This window comes from Streptomyces sp. MS191, assembly GCF_008042125.1.
Classification (GTDB): domain Bacteria; phylum Actinomycetota; class Actinomycetes; order Streptomycetales; family Streptomycetaceae; genus Streptomyces.
Map to the genome: position 1 here is coordinate 290,697 of NZ_RDBI01000066.1, position 16,497 is coordinate 307,193.

Below are 16,497 nucleotides of genomic sequence, written 5' to 3' on the forward strand. Positions count from 1 at the left end.
CCTGGAGGCCCCGTCTGTGTGCATCTTCTGCAATTCGGCGCATAGTGCTGAAAAGTATCGGCCGGTCAGGTTACTGTCAGTTTCGTGTTCGCTGCAGAACGTCGTCAGTTGATCCTCGAAATGGTGCGCGCCAACGGGGCCGTGTCGCTCCGTGAGCTCGCCCGCGTCGTCCAGACCTCAGAAGTGACCGTACGGCGGGACGTGCGGGCGCTGGAGGCAGAAGGACTCCTCGACCGCCGGCACGGCGGTGCCGTATTGCCGGGCGGCTTCACCCGGGAATCCGGCTTCCCGCAGAAATCCCATCTGGCCACGGCCGAGAAGACGGCCATCGCCGACGTCGCCGCGAGCCTCGTCGAAGAGGGCGAGGCCATCGTCGTCGGCGCGGGGACGACCACGCAGGAGCTGGCCCGACGGCTCGCCCGTGTGCCGGGCCTGACCGTCGTCACCAACTCGCTGCTCGTCGCCCAGGCGCTGGCCCATGCCAACCGGGTCGAGGTCGTCATGACCGGCGGCACGCTGCGTGGCTCGAACTACGCGCTCGTGGGCAGCGGGGCCGAACAGTCCCTGCAGGGCCTGCGGGTCTCGCGCGCCTTCCTCTCCGGCAGCGGCCTGACCGCCGAGCGCGGCCTGTCCACCTCCAACATGCTCTCCGCGAGCGTGGACCGGGCGCTGGTGCAGGCGGCGGCGGAGGTCGTGGTGCTGGCCGACCACACCAAGCTCGGCACCGACACCATGTTCCAGACGGTGCCGACGGACGTGATCACACGGCTGGTGACCGACGAACCCCCGGCGCACGACGACCGGGCCGCCACCGAACTGCAGGCCCTGGCCGACCAGGGCGTCCAGATCGCGGTGGCCGGTACGGGGACGGGACCCGCGGGTGACACGGTCCCCCCGGGCGGCCGGCCCCGTCGTGACGTCCCGCTACCGGGACAGCGCGCCAGGCATCCGGGCGGTCAGTTCCGCGGTCCGACGGCCGCGTTGGCCGCCGAGGCGCTCGTACCGGAGCGCACGGCACGGGTCGCGGACATGCGCCGGCGCTGAGACGGGTCCGGCCGGTCCCTCACCTGCTGAGCCCCCGCAGGGTCAGCATGAGCAGACGGTCCGCCAGGCCCGTGTCCTCCGGGGTCTGTTCCGCCGCCAGCGCGATCGCGTTGGTGAGCTGCATCAGATCGCCGATCGACACGTCGTCCTGGACCGTGCCCGCCGCCCGGGCCCGGGCGAGCAGCCGCTCGCCGGCCTCGCGCAACGGCACGCTGCACCGGGAGAGCGCCGAACTCCCGTCGTACGAGGCCGACATCAGGGCGCGCGCGAGCCCCCGGTACTCACCCGCATGGGTGATCAGGGCCCGCAGCCACTCCACGAGCGCCCGGCACGGGTCCTCGGCCTCCGCCAGATCGTGCGAGCGCTGCAGGAGTGCCGCCAGGGCCTCCTGGAACACCGCGCTCATCAACGCGTCCCGGTTCGGGAAGTGCCGGTAGAGCGTGCCGATCCCGACGCCCGCGCGGCGGGCGACGTCCTCCAGGGAGGCGTCGGTGCCGTGCTCCGCGAAGGAGGCGCGGGCCTCGGCGAGCAGGCGCTCGTGGTTGCGGCGCGCGTCGGCACGCATGGGACTCCTCGGGTCGGCGCGTGAACCGGCCTGGGCGGCCGGACTACGGGAGGGGCGGCCGGCCGGGTGCCGGCCGGGGTGGATCGCCGAAGGGCCCGCAGGCGGATGCGCCTGCGGGCCCTTCGGACCGAATCCGGGTGCGGATCAGTCCTTGATCTCGCAGATCGCGGCGCCGGAGGTGATCGACGCGCCGACCTCGGCGGACAGGCCCTTGACGGTGCCCGCGCGGTGCGCGTTGAGCGGCTGCTCCATCTTCATGGCCTCCAGGACCACGATGAGCTCGCCCTCCTTGACCTCCTGGCCCTCCTCGACGGCCACCTTCACGATGGTGCCCTGCATCGGGGAGGCGAGGATGTCGCCGGAGGCCGTCGGGCCGGACTTCTTCGCGGCACGGCGCTTCGGCTTGGCGCCCGCGGCCAGACCCGTACGGGCCAGGGTCATGCCGAGCGAGGACGGCAGGGAGACCTCGAGACGCTTGCCGCCGACCTCGACGACGATGGTCTCGCGACCGGCCTCGTCCTCGTCCGCGTCGGCACCGGCCGGCGCGAACGGCTTGATCTCGTTGACGAACTCGGTCTCGATCCACCGGGTGTGGACCCGGAACGGGTCCGCGGTGAAGTCCGGGTCGACGACCACGGCACGGTGGAACGGGATGGCCGTGGCCATGCCCTCCACCTGGAACTCCGCCAGCGCGCGGGCGGCGCGCTGCAGCGCCTGCTCGCGGGTGGCGCCGGTGACGATCAGCTTGGCCAGGAGCGAGTCCCAGGCCGGGCCGATGACCGAACCGGACTCGACGCCCGCGTCCAGGCGGACACCGGGGCCGGTCGGCGCGGCGAAGGTGGTGACGGTGCCCGGGGCGGGCAGGAAGTTGCGGCCCGGGTCCTCGCCGTTGATCCGGAACTCGAACGAGTGACCGCGGATGGCCGGGTCGTCGTAGCCGAGCTCCTCGCCGTCGGCGATCCGGAACATCTCGCGGACCAGGTCGATGCCGGTGACCTCTTCGGTGACCGGGTGCTCGACCTGCAGACGGGTGTTGACCTCCAGGAAGGAGATCGTGCCGTCGAGGCCGACCAGGAACTCGACCGTGCCGGCGCCGACGTAGCCGGCCTCCTTCAGGATCGCCTTCGAGGCGGCGTACAGCTCCGCGTTCTGCTCCTCGGTCAGGAACGGCGCGGGCGCCTCCTCGACGAGCTTCTGGTGGCGGCGCTGCAGCGAGCAGTCACGGGTGGAGACGACGACGACGTTGCCGTGCGAGTCGGCGAGGCACTGGGTCTCGACGTGGCGCGGCTTGTCGAGGTAGCGCTCGACGAAGCACTCGCCGCGACCGAAGGCGGCGACCGCCTCGCGGACGGCGGAGTCGTAGAGCTCGGGGACCTCTTCGAGCGTGCGGGCGACCTTGAGGCCGCGACCGCCACCGCCGAACGCCGCCTTGATGGCGATCGGCAGGCCGTTCTCCTTGGCGAACTCGACGACCTCGTCGGCGCCGGAGACCGGGTCGGGCGTGCCCGCGACCAGCGGGGCGCCCGCGCGCTGGGCGATGTGACGGGCCGCCACCTTGTCGCCGAGGTCGCGGATGGCCTGCGGCGGCGGGCCGATCCAGGTCAGACCGGCGTCGAGAACGGCCTGGGCGAATTCGGCGTTCTCGGAAAGGAAGCCGTAACCGGGGTGGATCGCGTCCGCCCCCGCGTCCTTCGCCGCCTGCAGCACCTTGGCCATGTCCAGATAGCTGGCGGCCGGGGTGTCACCGCCCAGAGCGAACGCCTCGTCGGCCGCGCGGACGTGCAGAGCGTCCCGGTCCGGATCGGCGTAGACGGCTACGCTGGCGATCCCGGCGTCCCGGCAGGCCCGGGCTACGCGGACAGCGATTTCGCCACGGTTGGCGATGAGCACCTTGCGCACGATGGCTCCCTCCTTGAAACAAGCTGAGTTTAGGGACTGCCGACACGGCCTTTCGACCCGTCCCCAGTGGTGAGCTTGCCCACACGGAGCGTGATACCAGGCCTGCTCGGGTCGTGAAATCCCTTGTCGTACCACGGTACGCAGGGTTTCTTTACGGCACAGTAGCTCCGAGGTGTGGCGCAGGTCTCTGTTCCTGGAGCCAGTCGCCGAACGGGTTTCTTTGTGGAGTCCCTACGAATGGCCCAGTGATTCTTTGCCGTCCCGTCCCGCCGCACGAACCCTTGTCCCCGGGTTTACCAGTCAGTAGCCTTCGCGCTGTCGTCCGTACTGCAGGTAACAGCCGTCAACAGGGGGTGGCCGAGGTGGCCCGGAGACCGATAGCACTCGTGACGGCGGCGGTGCTCCTTCTGGAGGCACCCGGCATCGTCGCCCTCAACGCCGTCATGGCGCGCTTCCTGGAGGTCCAGTCCATGTCCCTGGACGGGATGGACCCGGACGCGATGGTCACCGGCACGTGGGTGCTGGGCATCGTCTCGGGCGTCCTGCTCGCCCTGTGCGCGCTCGTCGCCCTGCTCGCGGGCGTACGGGACCGGCGTCCCGGCCGGGCGGGCCGGATCCTGCTCGTCGGCTGCGCGGTCGTGCACGGTGTGCTCGGCGCCGTGACGGTGGGTCTGATCGGCTGGGGCGCGTTCGCGTTCATGGTGCTCGTGCTCGGGCTGATCGTGCTGACCCTGGTGGCCTACGGGAAGGACGCCGAGGCGCCGGAGCGGGAGCACGGCGCGTCGCCGACGCCCGCGTAGGGCGGGCGCGGCGGGCCCGGGCGGGCCCCGGCCGTCCGGCGGGGCAGCCCGTCACTCCCAGAGGTCGGTGATGGAGACGCCCAGCTTCCCGAGCAGGGTGCGCAGCAGGGGCAGGGACAGGCCGATCACGTTGCCCGGGTCCCCGTCGATCCCCTGGATGAACGGCGCCGAGCGCCCGTCGAGGGTGAACGCGCCCGCCACGTGCAGCGGTTCGCCGCTGGCCACGTAGGCCGCGATCTCGGCGTCCGTCGGCTCGCCGAAGCGGACGACGGTCGAGGCGGTCGCCGACTCGTAGCGCTTGGCGGCGGTGTCGTAGACGCAGTGGCCCGTCTGCAGGATGCCCACCCGGCCGCGCATCGCGTGCCAGCGGGCCGTGGCCTCCTCGGCGTCCGCGGGCTTGCCGAGGGCCTGCTTGTCCAGTTCGAGGACCGAGTCGCAGCCGATGACGAGGGCGCCGAAGGCCTCCGGGCGGGCGGCCACGTGGGCGGCCTTCGCCTCGGCGAGCGAGAGCGCGAGCTCGGCCGGGGTGGGGGCGTGCACCTTGTCCTCGTCGACGCCGCTCACGATGACCTCGGGGGCGAGTCCGGCCTGCCGCAGCAGGCCGAGACGGGCGGGGGAGGCGGAGGCGAGCACGACACGGCGGCGATCAGCAGTCATGGGGGCAGCGTAGCCAGTACGGGCCCCCGGTGCGGGGCGTGTCCGGGCGGGCCGGGACGCGGCGCGTGTCCGTGCGGGCGGGGACGCGGCGCGTCTCAGTGCAGGCCGGCCGCCAGCATGGCGACCAGCATCGCCAGGGCCAGCAGGATGGAGGCGCGCCGGAGCATCGCCTGCATGTCCCGCATCTCCTTCGGCGGCTCGTTCTTCGGGTCGGACCACAGCATGAGGTCGATCCTGCGCGCGCGAGGGCGGGTGCGCCTGAGTACSSGTACTCAGGCGCACCGGTGCCGACGGACCATTTCGGCGCCCGCGGGCCGCCGGCTCGCCGCCGCCCGGCCGGTGGCCCCGTCCTCCGTCGCCGGTCAGCGCGCGGTGAACGCCCCGGCCTCCGCCGCCGCCAGGGCGGCCGCCACCGCCCGTTCCGCGTCCGCAGGGCCCAGCGGCTCGCGCGTGATCATGAAGCGGTAGTAGAGCGGGGCCGAGACCGCGCGCAGCAGCTCCGTGCCGTCCGTGTCCGGGGAGATCTCGCCGCGCGCGGCGGCGCGCCCGGCGACGGGGGCCCATTCCTCCAGGCGGGCCCGGTAGAAGCCGTTCAGCGCCTCGGCGCACTCCTCGTCGCAGGCTGCCGCCGCGACGACGGCGCGGAAGACCGCGCCCATCCGGCTGTCGGTGAGGGTCCTGAGCACGAGTGCGGCGTTGGCCCGCAGGTCCCCCGCCAGGCTGCCGGTGTCCGAGGCGGGCAGGGAGCGGTCGGCCATGTCGCGCAGCAGGTCCGCGACGAGCCCCACGGGCGAGCCCCAGCGCCGGTAGACGGTGGTCTTGCCGACGCCGGCGCCGGCGGCGATGTGGTCCATGTTCAGCGCGTGGAAGCCCGCGGCGGCCAGGGCGTCCTCGGTGGCTTCGAGCACGGCCTGCCGCACCTTCGCGGTGCGGCCGCCGGGGCGCACGGTGCCGGGCACGGCCGGTCGGCTCTCAGTCAAACGGGTCTCCTGTTCCATTAATGCTCTCCAGTCTGCTACTGTCCCGGACATCCTAACGGAACAAGTATCCCATTAAGAGGTCTCGCCGATGGTTGCCCTCGATGTCACCGCCGCACCCGCGTCCACCCGCATGGGCGGGCGGATGCGGCTCGTCCTCCTCGTCCTGCTCGTCGCCCAGTTCATGCTGGCCGTCGACTTCTCGATCCTGAACGTCGCCTTGCCCGTCATCGGCGAAGGACTCGGCTTCTCCCTCGCCCACCTGCAGTGGATCGCCACCGCCTTCGCCCTCGCGGCCGCCGGATTCACCCTCCTGTTCGGGCGCGTCGCCGACATCCTCGGCCGCCGCCGGATCTTCCTCGGCGGCATGGCCGTCCTCGGCCTCTCCTCCCTCGTGGGCGGCCTGGCCACCGGCCCCGAGATGCTCATGGCCGCCCGGGTCGCCCAGGGCCTGGCCACCGCCGCGGTCACCCCGGCCGGCCTGTCCCTGCTCACCTCGTCCTTCCCCGAGGGCCCGCTGCGCGACAAGGCGCTGGGACTCAACGGCGCACTGATGTCGGCCGGTTTCACCACCGGCGCCGTCCTCGGCGGCGTGCTGACCGATCTGCTCTCCTGGCGCTGGGCCTTCTTCATCAACGTGCCGGTCGCGCTCGCCGTCCTCCTCGTCGCCCCCGCCGTCCTCCGGGAGAGCCGTCCGGAGGTCCGTCCGCGGCTCGACGTCCCCGGCGCTGTCACCGTCACCGGCGGCCTGCTCGCCCTCGTCTACGGCCTGACCGCGGCCGGCGAGCGCGGCTGGACCGACCCCGTCCCGCTGACCGCACTCGGCGCCGGCGCCGTGCTGCTGACCGCTTTCCGGTTCGTCGAGAAGCGGGCCGTCTCCCCGCTCGTGCCGCTGCGCGTCCTGCGGCGCCGCACGGTCGTCTGGGGCAACCTCGCCGGGCTCGTCGCCTTCGCCACCGAGACCTCGCTGGTCTTCCTGATGACGCTCTACCTCCAGGACGTCCTCGGCTTCTCGCCGCTCGCCGCCGGGCTCTCCTTCGGCGTCCTGGGCGCGGGGACGGTCGCCGGCGGGGTCCTCGCGCCCCGCTTCATCGGCCGCCGCGGGGCCCGCACCGCCCTCGTCGCCGGCGGCCTCCTCCAGGCCGCCGCGACCCTCGCCCTCTACGCCCTCGGCGACGACCGGAGCGGGCTCTGGCTGCTGCTCGCCGCCACCTTCCTGGGCGGCGTCGGCAACATGCTCGCCATCGTCGGCTTCATGGTCACCGCCACCTCCGGGCTGCCGGACTCCGAGCAGGGCATGGCGACCGGCCTGGCCACCATGACCCAGCAGATCGGCATCACGATGGGCACGCCGATCATGAGCGCCGTCGTCGTCACCTCGGCCACGGTCCTCGACGGCATCGGCCTCGCGGTCCTGGTCAACGCGGCGATCGTGCTCGCCGGCGCGGTCCTGGCCGGGTTCTTCCTGCGCCGCGCGTGACCCGGGACGACGAGAAGGCCGGACCCCCCGCACATGGGGTCCGGCCTTCTCGCTCGCTCGTTCGTCCTCTCGTCCCGCTACGCGGGCCAGTAGGACCGCGCCCAGGAGCGCGGCCCGGGCCGGTGCCGCACCCCGCGGGCGATCCGCGACGGGTCGGACCAGCCCTCGGGGACCTCCGGGCCGCTGCCGGCGGCGGACGCCGCCGCCGTCGCCGCGGCCCGGGCCTGGACCACCGCCAGGGCGGCGGCCAGCTCCTCCGGGGTCGGGTTTCCTCGTACGACCTTGATCATGGCGACCCTCCTGCAGGCCTAGAGAGGGATGTTGCCGTGCTTCTTCGGAGGCAGGCTTTCCCGCTTCGAGCGCAGCTGACGCAGGCCCTTCACGATCTGCGGGCGGGTGTCCGACGGCATGACCACGCCGTCGATGTAGCCGCGCTCGGCCGCCGTGTACGGGTTGAGCAGGGTGTCCTCGTACTCCTGGATGAGCCGGGCGCGCTCCGCGTCCTGGTCGTCCGCGGCGGCGATGGTCCTGCGGTGCAGGATGTTGACCGCGCCCTGCGCGCCCATGACCGCGATCTGCGCGGTGGGCCACGCCAGGTTGAGGTCGGCGCCCAGGTGCTTGGAGCCCATGACGTCGTAGGCGCCGCCGAAGGCCTTGCGCGTGATGACCGTGATGAGCGGGACGGTCGCCTCGGCGTAGGCGTAGATCAGCTTGGCGCCGCGGCGGATGATGCCGCCGTACTCCTGGTCGACGCCCGGCAGGAAGCCGGGCACGTCCACGAAGGTCAGCACCGGGATGTTGAAGGCGTCGCAGGTGCGGACGAAACGCGCGGCCTTCTCGCTCGCGTCGATGTCCAGGCAGCCGGCGAACTGCATCGGCTGGTTGGCGACGACACCGACCGGGAAGCCCTCGACCCGGCCGAAGCCGGTGAGGATGTTCGGGGCGAAGAGCGCCTGGGTCTCCAGGAACTCGCCGTCGTCGACGACGTGCTCGATGACCGTGTGCATGTCGTACGGCTGGTTCGCGGAGTCCGGGATCAGGACGTCCAGCTCGCGGTCCTCGTCCGTCACCTCGGTGTCGGCGACCTCGGGGAACGCGGGCGGCTCGGACAGGTTGTTCGAAGGCAGGTACGACAGCAGGGACTTGACGTACTCGATCGCGTCCTTCTCGTCGCCCGCCATGTGGTGGGCGACACCGGACGTGGTGTTGTGCGTCCGCGCGCCGCCCAGCTCCTCGAAGCCGACGTCCTCGCCGGTCACGGTCTTGATCACGTCGGGACCGGTGATGAACATGTGCGAGGTCTGGTCGACCATCACCGTGAAGTCGGTGATCGCGGGGGAGTAGACCGCGCCGCCCGCGCAGGGGCCGACGACCAGCGAGATCTGCGGGATGACGCCCGAGGCGTGGGTGTTGCGGCGGAAGATCTCGCCGTACATGCCCAGCGCGTTGACACCCTCCTGGATGCGCGCGCCGCCGGAGTCGTTGATGCCGATGACCGGACAACCGGTCTTCAGCGCGAAGTCCATCACCTTGATGATCTTCTGGCCGAAGGTCTCGCCGAGGGCGCCGCCGAAGACCGTGAAGTCCTGCGAGAAGACGGCGACGGGGCGCCCGTCGACCGTGCCGTAGCCGGTGACGACACCGTCGCCGTACGGACGGTTCTTCTCCAGGCCGAAGTTGGTCGAGCGGTGCCGGGCCAGCTCGTCGAGCTCGACGAAGGAGCCCTCGTCGAGCAGCAGGGCGATCCGCTCACGCGCAGTCAGCTTGCCCTTCGCGTGCTGCTTCTCCACGGCGCGCTCGGAACCGGCATGGGTCGCCTCGTCAATACGGCGCTGCAGATCCGCGATCTTGCCCGCGGTCGTGTGAATGTCGATTTCTTGTGGCTGTACCGACTCGGACATCGGGATGCGGCTCCCTGCCTGGTCACGGGGGGTTCGTTGACTACCAATGGGCTACTGCCTGCCTACTGACCCGTAGCGTATCGACGCCGATACGGTTCGGCACTGCGGTGTTTGCCACACCTAGGCTGACTTGCATGACGTCCTCTCATGGCTCAGGAGGGCCCTGGTCCGACCTGGACAGGCCCCCGCTCAACGCCGCCGCCCTGCGCCGCGCGCTCGTGACCCCCGACGGTCTGTGGACCTCGCTCGACGTGGTCCCCACGACCGGCTCCACCAATTCCGACCTCGCGGCCCGCGCCGGTGACCTTCCCGAAGGCGCGGTGCTCGTCGCCGAGGAGCAGTCCTCCGGGCGCGGCCGGCTCGACCGCAGCTGGGTCGCCCCCGCGCGGTCCGGGATCTTCGTCTCCGTCCTGCTCAAGCCGGCGGTCCCGGTGCACCGCTGGGGCTGGCTGCCGCTGCTCACCGGCGTGGCGGCGGCGACCGGGCTCGCGAAGGCGGCCGGCGTGGACATCTCCCTCAAATGGCCGAACGACCTGCTGATTTCCGTCGGCGGCGAGGAACGCAAGGCCGGCGGGATCCTCGCGGAGCGGGCCGGCGAGGACGGGATCGTCGTCGGCCTCGGCATCAACGTCACCCTGGGTGAGGCCGAACTCCCGGTCCCCACGGCCGGCTCGCTGCTGCTGGCGGACGCGGTCTCCACGGACCGCGACCCGCTGCTGAGGGCCGTCCTCAGGTCCCTGGAGCAGTGGTACGGCCAGTGGGTCCGGGCCGGCGGCGACCCGGTGGCCTCCGGACTGCAGGCCGCGTACACCGAGGGCTGCGCGACCCTGGGCCGCCGCGTTCGCGCGGAGCTGCCCGGAGAGCGGATGCTGGAAGGGGAGGCGGTGGCACTGGACGGTGACGGCCGTCTGGTGGTGGCCACGGAGGGCGGCGGCACGGAAGCCGTCTCCGCGGGCGACATCGTGCACGTCCGCGCGGAGTCGTAACCTCCCGGCAGGACGTCGGGGACGGGTGTCCGCTTCCGTGGAACACGTGTCCCCGACGCCAGGATGCGACGTCCGGGGACGGTTCGGGCGTGAGCCAGCACACACCTGTCGTATCGTGGAGCGCGATCCAGGCGACAGATCGGCAGGGCAGTGGGCAGGGAACGGGCAGGAGGCGGCCGGTGACCGTCGACGACGCGGGCGCAGGCGGCACGGTCGAGCCACCCACGTACCCCACTCCTCACCATGTCGTCGACCACACGGCCGAGCCGAGCGACGACCCCCTGGCGATCCGCCTCGAACAGCTCATCCTCGGCGCCGACCGGCGCTACACCCCCTTCCAGGCCGCCCGCACGGCCGGCGTCTCCATGGAGCTGGCCTCCCGTTTCTGGCGGGCCATGGGCTTCGCCGACATCGGGCAGGCCAAGGCCCTCACCGAGGCCGACGTGCTCGCCCTGCGGCGGCTGGCCGGTCTCGTCGAGGCCGGGCTGCTGAGCGAGCCGATGGCCGTGCAGGTGGCCCGGTCCACCGGCCAGACCACCGCCCGGCTCGCCGAATGGCAGATCGACTCGTTCCTGGAGGGCCTGACCGAGCCGCCCGAGCCCGGCATGACCCGGACCGAGGTCACGTACCCCCTGGTCGAGCTGCTCCTGCCGGAGCTGGAGGAGTTCCTCATCTACGTCTGGCGCCGGCAGCTCGCCGCCGCCACCGGCCGGGTCGTGCAGGCGGCGGACGACGAGGAGATGGTCGACCGCCGGCTCGCCGTGGGCTTCGCCGACCTCGTCGGCTTCACCCGGCTGACCCGGCGCCTGGAGGAGGAGGAGCTCGGCGAGCTCGTCGAGGCCTTCGAGACCACCTGCGCCGACCTGGTCGCCGCGCACGGCGGACGCCTGATCAAGACGCTCGGTGACGAGGTGCTGTACTGCGCCGACGACGCCGGAACCGCCGCCGAGATCGCCCTGCGGCTGATCGAGACGCTCGGCCACGACGAGACCATGCCCTCCCTGCGCGTCGGCATCGCCTTCGGCACCGTGACGACGCGGATGGGCGACGTCTTCGGCACGACCGTGAACCTGGCGAGCCGGCTCACGTCGATAGCGCCCAAGGACGCCGTACTGGTCGACGGCGCGCTCGCCGAGGAGCTCACCCGGACCGGGGACGCCCCGGTCTCCGAGACCGGGGCCGCCGAGGAGGCCGCCCGGGCCGAGAAGGAGGGCGAGGAACCGCCCGGCTACCGCTTCGCGCTGCAGCCGATGTGGCAGCGGCCGGTGCGTGGTCTCGGGGTCGTGGAGCCCTGGCAGCTGAGCCGCCGCCCGTCCTGAGGGCCACCGTGCTGGGCCGCCGCCCGTGCTGAGCCGCGGCCGTGCTGGGCCGCGACCGACGGCAGTCCTCGGCGGGTGCGACGGCCCGCTGGCCGGGCCCTCGGCCTTCCTGAGCCCTTCCCGCCCCGGTCGCCGCCCGTCCTGAGCCCGCCGGGGATGACGGGAGAGCCCTTAGGATCCCCGGTGAACACTCGTTAACCGGGAGGGAGCGATCATGACCGAGCAGGCCGAGCAGCGCTTTGGCGAGTTCGTGGCGGTACGCAGGCAGGGGCACGTCGCGGAGTTCGTCCTCGACCGGCCCAAGGCGATGAACGCGGTCTCCCTGGAGATGGCCCGCTCCATCACCGCCGCCTGCGCGGCGCTCGTGGAGGACGCCTCGGTCCGGGTGACCGTGCTGACCTCGTCCAACGACCGGGCGTTCTGCGTCGGCGCCGACCTCAAGGAGCGCAACTCCTTCACGGACGCCGACATGCTCCGCCAGCGCCCCACCTCGCGCGCCGGCTACACCGGCGTCCTGGAGCTGCCGATGCCGACGATCGCCGCGGTGCACGGCTTCGCGCTCGGCGGCGGTTTCGAGCTGGCGCTCGCCTGCGACGTGATCGTGGCCGACGCCACGGCCGTGGTCGGTCTGCCCGAGGTCTCCGTCGGCGTGATCCCGGGCGGCGGCGGCACGCAGCTGCTGCCGCGCCGGGTCGGCGCCGCCCGGGCGGCCGAGCTGGTCTTCACGGCCCGTCGGGTCGAGGCCGCCGAGGCGCACGCCCTCGGGCTGGTCGACCTCCTGGAGGAGGACGCCCGGACGGCCGCACTGGAGCTCGCCGGCCGCATCGCGGCGAACTCGCCGGTCGGCCTGCGCGCCGCCAAGCGGGCCATGCGCCTCGGCCACGGTCTGGACCTGCGGGCGGGCCTGGAGGTCGAGGACGCGGCCTGGCGTGCGGTGGCCTTCTCCGGGGACCGGGCGGAGGGCGTGGCGGCCTTCAACGAGAAGCGGAAGCCCGAATGGCCCGGTGAGTGACCGGACGCGGAAGCCCGAACGGCCCGGTGAGTGACCGGACGGCGCCCGGGATCCCGTAAGGGCCGGGCGCCCCGAGGGCGACTAGAGAATTCGCCCATATGTCCGGTCATGTCACTTTCCGTGATGCCTCACCAGTGAAAATGGACCAAACCTCCCTAAGCTGGAGGAATGGGAGAGGATGCGCGGCTTCGGGCCGTGGTGGCGCTGGCGCAGGCGATGGCGGCGGCCCACACGCCACGCGAGTTCTGGCGGGCGGCGGCGCTCGGCGCCTGCCGGGCTCTCGACGGAGCCTTCGGCGCCCTGTCCGTCTGGGAACGTGACCGCGGACGTCTCAGGGTGCTGGTGAACGCGGGGGAGCGGGCCGCCGGGGAGGAGGAGTTCCCCGACGCCGAGACCTACCCCGTGCACCAGTTCCCGGAGATCACGGAGTTCCTGCACGAACGCTGGGCCGGCGGCGGCGAGCCGGACGCCTGGGTGGAGACCGCGGACGACCCCGTCTCCACCGGCCGGGTCGCCGGCCTCCGCCGGCGGGGCCGCGGCTGCTGCGTGGTCGCGCCGATCGTCCTCCACGGGCGCGCCTGGGGGGAGCTCTACGTGGCCCGGCCGACCGGGGCGCCGGTCTTCAGCCGTGACGACGCGGACTTCGCGGCCGTCCTCGCGGCCGTCGTGGCGGCCGGTATCGCCCAGGCGGAGCGCCTGGAGGAGGTGCGCAAGCTGGCCTTCACCGATCCCCTGACCGGCCTCGCCAACCGGCGGGCGGTCGACACCCGGCTCGACGAGGCCATCGAGCGCTACCGCGTGGACGGGTCCGTGGTGAGTCTGGTGGTCTGCGACCTCAACGGCCTGAAGCGGGTGAACGACACCCACGGTCACGCCGTCGGCGACCGGCTGCTGGAACGGTTCGGCTCGGTGCTCTCGCGCTGCGGCGCGATGCTCCCCGGAGCCCTCTCGGCGCGGCTCGGCGGAGACGAGTTCTGCCTGCTCTCGGTCGGGCCGACGGCCGACGAGGTGGTGGCGGTCGCCGACGAGCTGTGCGTACGGGCCGGGGAGCTGGAGCTCGGCGAGGGCGTGGCCTGCGGGGTCGCGTCCACCGGCGACCCGATCGGGCCCCTGAAGTCGGCGCGCCGGCTCTTCCGCCTGGCGGACGCGGCGCAGTACCAGGCCAAGGCGGCGAGGTCGGCGAAACCCGTGGTGGCGGGCCGGGACGGCACGGTCATCCCGCTCGCGGACGCGCCCCCCGGCGCCCGGGACCGCCGCCGCTTCCGCGACGCGCCGCCCCGCTGAGGGCCGGCGGGCCCACGGCGGCGGGCCTGCGCCGCCGTGACGCTCCGTCGCCCTGACAGCCCGTCCGGCCGTCCCCTAGTGACACGTTGAGATTCAGTCCGTAGGCTGCTGAATATGGATATGCACACCGTCGTTCTGGGGACGTCCGGCACCACCGCGCAGGACGTCGTCGACGTCGCCCGGCACGGCGCCCGCGTCGAGCTGTCGCCCGAGGCCGTGCAGGCCCTCGCCGCCGCGCGGGCCGTCGTGGACGCCCTCGCCGCCAAGCCCGAGCCCGTCTACGGGGTCTCGACCGGATTCGGCGCGCTCGCCACCCGGCACATCAGCCCCGAGCTGCGCGCCCAGCTCCAGCGCAACATCGTCCGCTCGCACGCGGCCGGCATGGGCCCGCGCGTCGAGCGCGAGGTCGTCCGCGCACTGATGTTCCTGCGGCTGAAGACCCTCGCCTCCGGGCACACCGGCGTCCGCCCCGAGGTCGCCCAGACCATGGCCGACCTGCTCAACGCCGGCATCACCCCGGTGGTGCACGAGTACGGCTCCCTCGGCTGTTCCGGCGACCTCGCGCCGCTCTCCCACTGCGCGCTCGCGCTGATGGGCGAAGGCGACGCGGAAGGCCCCGACGGCACCGTCCGGCCCGCGGGCGAGCTGCTGGCCGCCGCCGGCATCGAGCCCGTCGAGCTGCGCGAGAAGGAGGGCCTCGCCCTCCTCAACGGCACCGACGGCATGCTCGGCATGCTGGTCATGGCCCTCGCCGACCTCGACAACCTGTACAAGTCCGCCGACATCACCGCGGCGCTCTCCCTCGAAGCCCTCCTCGGCACCGAGAAGGTCCTGGAGCCGGAGCTGCACGCCATCCGCCCCCACCCGGGCCAGGGCGCCTCCGCCGCCAACATGCTCGCCGTCCTGAAGGACTCCGGGCTCACCGGCCACTTCCAGGAGGAGGAGGCCCCCCGCGTCCAGGACGCCTACTCCGTCCGCTGCGCCCCCCAGGTCGCCGGCGCCGGCCGCGACACCATGGCCCACGCCCGCCTGGTCGCCGAGCGCGAACTGGCCGCAGCCGTCGACAACCCGGTGGTGCTCCCCGACGGCCGGGTCGCCTCCAACGGCAACTTCCACGGCGCGCCCGTCGCCTACGTCCTGGACTTCCTGGCGATCGCCGCCGCCGACCTCGGCTCCATCGCCGAGCGCCGCACCGACCGGCTCCTCGACAAGAACCGCTCCCACGGCCTGCCGCCCTTCCTCGCCGACGACGCCGGCGTGGACTCGGGCCTCATGATCGCCCAGTACACCCAGGCCGCCCTGGTCAGCGAGATGAAGCGGCTCGCCGTCCCGGCCTCCGCCGACTCGATCCCGTCGTCCGCGATGCAGGAGGACCACGTCTCGATGGGCTGGTCCGCCGCCCGCAAGCTGCGCACCGCGATCGGCAACCTCAACCGGATCATCGCCGTCGAGCTGTACGCCGCCACCCGCGGCATCGAGCTCCGCCGCGGCCTGACCCCGGCCCCCGCCTCGCAGGCCGCCATCACCGCGCTGCGCGAGGCCGGCGTCCAGGGCCCGGGCCCGGACCGCTTCCTGGCCCCCGACCTGGAGGCCGCCGACGCCTTCGTCCGCGAGGGCGCGCTCGTCGCCGCCGTCGAGCCGGTCACCGGCCCGCTCGCCTGACCGGACGTCCCGGGCCGTCCGCGCCCGGGACGGCACGAAGGGCCGCCTCCGTCACGGGGGCGGCCCTTCGCCGCGTGGTGGGAGAGCCGTCCGGCGCGTGACCGCGGTTCGCTCCCGTCGTGTCAGGAGGCCCGGCCGCCGCGTCTCATCGCCAGCGCCACGAACCCCGCGCCGACCCCGAGGAAGCCCGTGGCGCCGATCAGGTACGGCGTGGTGTCCAGGCCGGCGCCGGTGTCCGCCAGGCGGTCCCCGCCGGTCCCGGCGTCCGTCCCGCCCTCCTGGGTCAGGGACGTCCGCGGGCCGTTCGGCCGTTGTTCATCGGTGGCGTTCGCGGACGGCACGAACCACAGGGCACACAGCAGCGTCCCGGCGGCGGTGGCGGTCAGCAGCGGGCGGCGTGCGACGGACACAGATTTCGATCCCCCTTGCGGCAACCGCGAATTGGTGTGTGCGCCGATGCTAATGAACACAGCGGGTCGCAGGAAAGCCGAGACCCCGCGGAGCCTACGCTCCGTCGTATGAGCACTTCCGAGACATCACGCTTTGTGCGGCTCCGGGTGGAAGTCGTCCTGGAGATCGACGACCCCGAGGAGCTGACCCGCGCCGCGGTCGGCCGGATCGACACCGACGAGTTCCTGCCCGAGGACGAGCGCGTCCATGCCCGGTCCGCGGTCCACGAGGACAGCGCCGAGGCCCTGGCCTATCTCGTCGAGCCCTTCGACCTGGTCAAGGAGGTGCCGGGGATCGAGCTCGTCCAGGCGTCCTGGAGCAGCGAGGAGGTCGACTACGACCCCGATGCACAGGAGTGGGACCTCGACGAGGAAGATGAGGCGGACACCGACGACGAGGGACCGGAGTAGGAGGGGGCGGCAGGCCGCTCCCCGAGCCCCGGGCCCGCGTCGTCCCAGGTG

The 16,497-nt window shown here is 72.9% G+C and carries 17 protein-coding genes; 9 read left to right on the forward strand and 8 right to left on the reverse strand.

Annotation, left to right across the window (positions count from 1 at the left end; translation table 11 throughout):
* The first annotated feature begins 120 nt into the window (after positions 1 to 120).
* Complete coding sequence (locus EAO71_RS29925; RefSeq protein WP_384868348.1) at positions 121 to 1,044, forward strand: DeoR/GlpR family DNA-binding transcription regulator; 924 nt, start codon at positions 121 to 123, stop codon at positions 1,042 to 1,044.
* 19 nt (positions 1,045 to 1,063) lie between these two features.
* On the opposite strand, the gene EAO71_RS29930 is transcribed toward EAO71_RS29925, so the two are convergent.
* Positions 1,064 to 1,609: a TetR/AcrR family transcriptional regulator gene (locus EAO71_RS29930; protein WP_147980922.1), complete on the reverse strand. Its 546-nt coding sequence runs from the start codon at positions 1,607 to 1,609 to the stop codon at positions 1,064 to 1,066.
* 144 nt (positions 1,610 to 1,753) lie between these two features.
* Positions 1,754 to 3,508 (reverse strand): acetyl/propionyl/methylcrotonyl-CoA carboxylase subunit alpha, encoded by a 1,755-nt coding sequence (locus tag EAO71_RS29935; RefSeq protein WP_147980923.1) that lies wholly within the window; start codon positions 3,506 to 3,508, stop codon positions 1,754 to 1,756.
* 386 nt (positions 3,509 to 3,894) lie between these two features.
* Between EAO71_RS29935 and EAO71_RS29940 the strand changes: the two genes are divergently transcribed.
* Positions 3,895 to 4,308, forward strand: a complete 414-nt coding sequence (locus tag EAO71_RS29940) for a hypothetical protein (protein WP_261992413.1) — start codon at positions 3,895 to 3,897, stop codon at positions 4,306 to 4,308.
* 51 nt (positions 4,309 to 4,359) lie between these two features.
* Here the strand turns inward: EAO71_RS29940 and EAO71_RS29945 are convergent, their stop codons facing one another.
* From EAO71_RS29945 to EAO71_RS29950, 3 genes are all read right to left on the reverse strand, one after another.
* Positions 4,360 to 4,965, reverse strand: a complete 606-nt coding sequence (locus EAO71_RS29945) for a Maf family protein (RefSeq protein ID WP_147980925.1) — start codon at positions 4,963 to 4,965, stop codon at positions 4,360 to 4,362.
* Positions 4,966 to 5,060: 95 nt separating this feature from the next.
* On the reverse strand, positions 5,061 to 5,189 hold the full coding sequence (gene mmpB, locus EAO71_RS39275; protein WP_261992414.1) for a morphogenic membrane protein MmpB: 129 nt from the start codon (positions 5,187 to 5,189) through the stop codon (positions 5,061 to 5,063).
* A gap of 138 nt (positions 5,190 to 5,327) precedes the next feature.
* Positions 5,328 to 5,963, reverse strand: coding sequence for a TetR/AcrR family transcriptional regulator (locus EAO71_RS29950; protein WP_261992415.1), 636 nt, complete (start codon positions 5,961 to 5,963; stop codon positions 5,328 to 5,330).
* A 70-nt stretch (positions 5,964 to 6,033) separates the two neighbouring features.
* Between EAO71_RS29950 and EAO71_RS29955 the strand changes: the two genes are divergently transcribed.
* Entirely contained in the window at positions 6,034 to 7,422 is a 1,389-nt protein-coding gene (locus EAO71_RS29955) for an MFS transporter (RefSeq protein ID WP_147980927.1), read from the forward strand.
* 77 nt (positions 7,423 to 7,499) lie between these two features.
* On the opposite strand, the gene EAO71_RS29960 is transcribed toward EAO71_RS29955, so the two are convergent.
* Positions 7,500 to 7,712 carry an acyl-CoA carboxylase subunit epsilon gene (locus tag EAO71_RS29960; RefSeq protein ID WP_147980928.1) on the reverse strand — a complete coding sequence of 71 codons (213 nt, stop codon included), beginning with the start codon at positions 7,710 to 7,712 and terminating at the stop codon, positions 7,500 to 7,502.
* 18 nt (positions 7,713 to 7,730) lie between these two features.
* Positions 7,731 to 9,323, reverse strand: coding sequence for an acyl-CoA carboxylase subunit beta (locus EAO71_RS29965; protein ID WP_147980929.1), 1,593 nt, complete (start codon positions 9,321 to 9,323; stop codon positions 7,731 to 7,733).
* 134 nt (positions 9,324 to 9,457) lie between these two features.
* On the opposite strand from EAO71_RS29965, the gene EAO71_RS29970 reads away from it, so the two are divergent.
* The 5 genes from EAO71_RS29970 (at position 9,458) to hutH (ending at position 15,586) form a co-directional block, all read left to right on the forward strand.
* A complete protein-coding gene (locus tag EAO71_RS29970) occupies positions 9,458 to 10,309 on the forward strand; it encodes a biotin--[acetyl-CoA-carboxylase] ligase (protein WP_147980930.1) in 852 nt (283 codons plus the stop codon).
* Between the two features lie 179 nt (positions 10,310 to 10,488).
* On the forward strand, positions 10,489 to 11,628 hold the full coding sequence (locus EAO71_RS29975) for an adenylate/guanylate cyclase domain-containing protein (RefSeq protein WP_147980931.1): 1,140 nt from the start codon (positions 10,489 to 10,491) through the stop codon (positions 11,626 to 11,628).
* 214 nt (positions 11,629 to 11,842) lie between these two features.
* Positions 11,843 to 12,640 (forward strand): enoyl-CoA hydratase/isomerase family protein, encoded by a 798-nt coding sequence (locus EAO71_RS29980; RefSeq protein ID WP_147980932.1) that lies wholly within the window; start codon positions 11,843 to 11,845, stop codon positions 12,638 to 12,640.
* A 168-nt stretch (positions 12,641 to 12,808) separates the two neighbouring features.
* Positions 12,809 to 13,924: a GGDEF domain-containing protein gene (locus tag EAO71_RS29985; protein ID WP_147980933.1), complete on the forward strand. Its 1,116-nt coding sequence runs from the start codon at positions 12,809 to 12,811 to the stop codon at positions 13,922 to 13,924.
* A 120-nt stretch (positions 13,925 to 14,044) separates the two neighbouring features.
* Positions 14,045 to 15,586 carry a histidine ammonia-lyase gene (hutH, locus tag EAO71_RS29990; protein ID WP_147981332.1) on the forward strand — a complete coding sequence of 514 codons (1,542 nt, stop codon included), beginning with the start codon at positions 14,045 to 14,047 and terminating at the stop codon, positions 15,584 to 15,586.
* 122 nt (positions 15,587 to 15,708) lie between these two features.
* Here hutH and EAO71_RS29995 read toward each other — a convergent pair whose 3' ends face one another.
* The gene (locus EAO71_RS29995) at positions 15,709 to 15,996 is read right to left on the reverse strand and encodes a hypothetical protein (protein ID WP_147980934.1); all 288 of its coding nucleotides are present in this window, start codon (positions 15,994 to 15,996) and stop codon (positions 15,709 to 15,711) included.
* 108 nt (positions 15,997 to 16,104) lie between these two features.
* On the opposite strand from EAO71_RS29995, the gene EAO71_RS30000 reads away from it, so the two are divergent.
* Positions 16,105 to 16,446: a hypothetical protein gene (locus EAO71_RS30000; protein WP_147980935.1), complete on the forward strand. Its 342-nt coding sequence runs from the start codon at positions 16,105 to 16,107 to the stop codon at positions 16,444 to 16,446.
* The last annotated feature ends 51 nt before the right edge of the window (positions 16,447 to 16,497 follow it).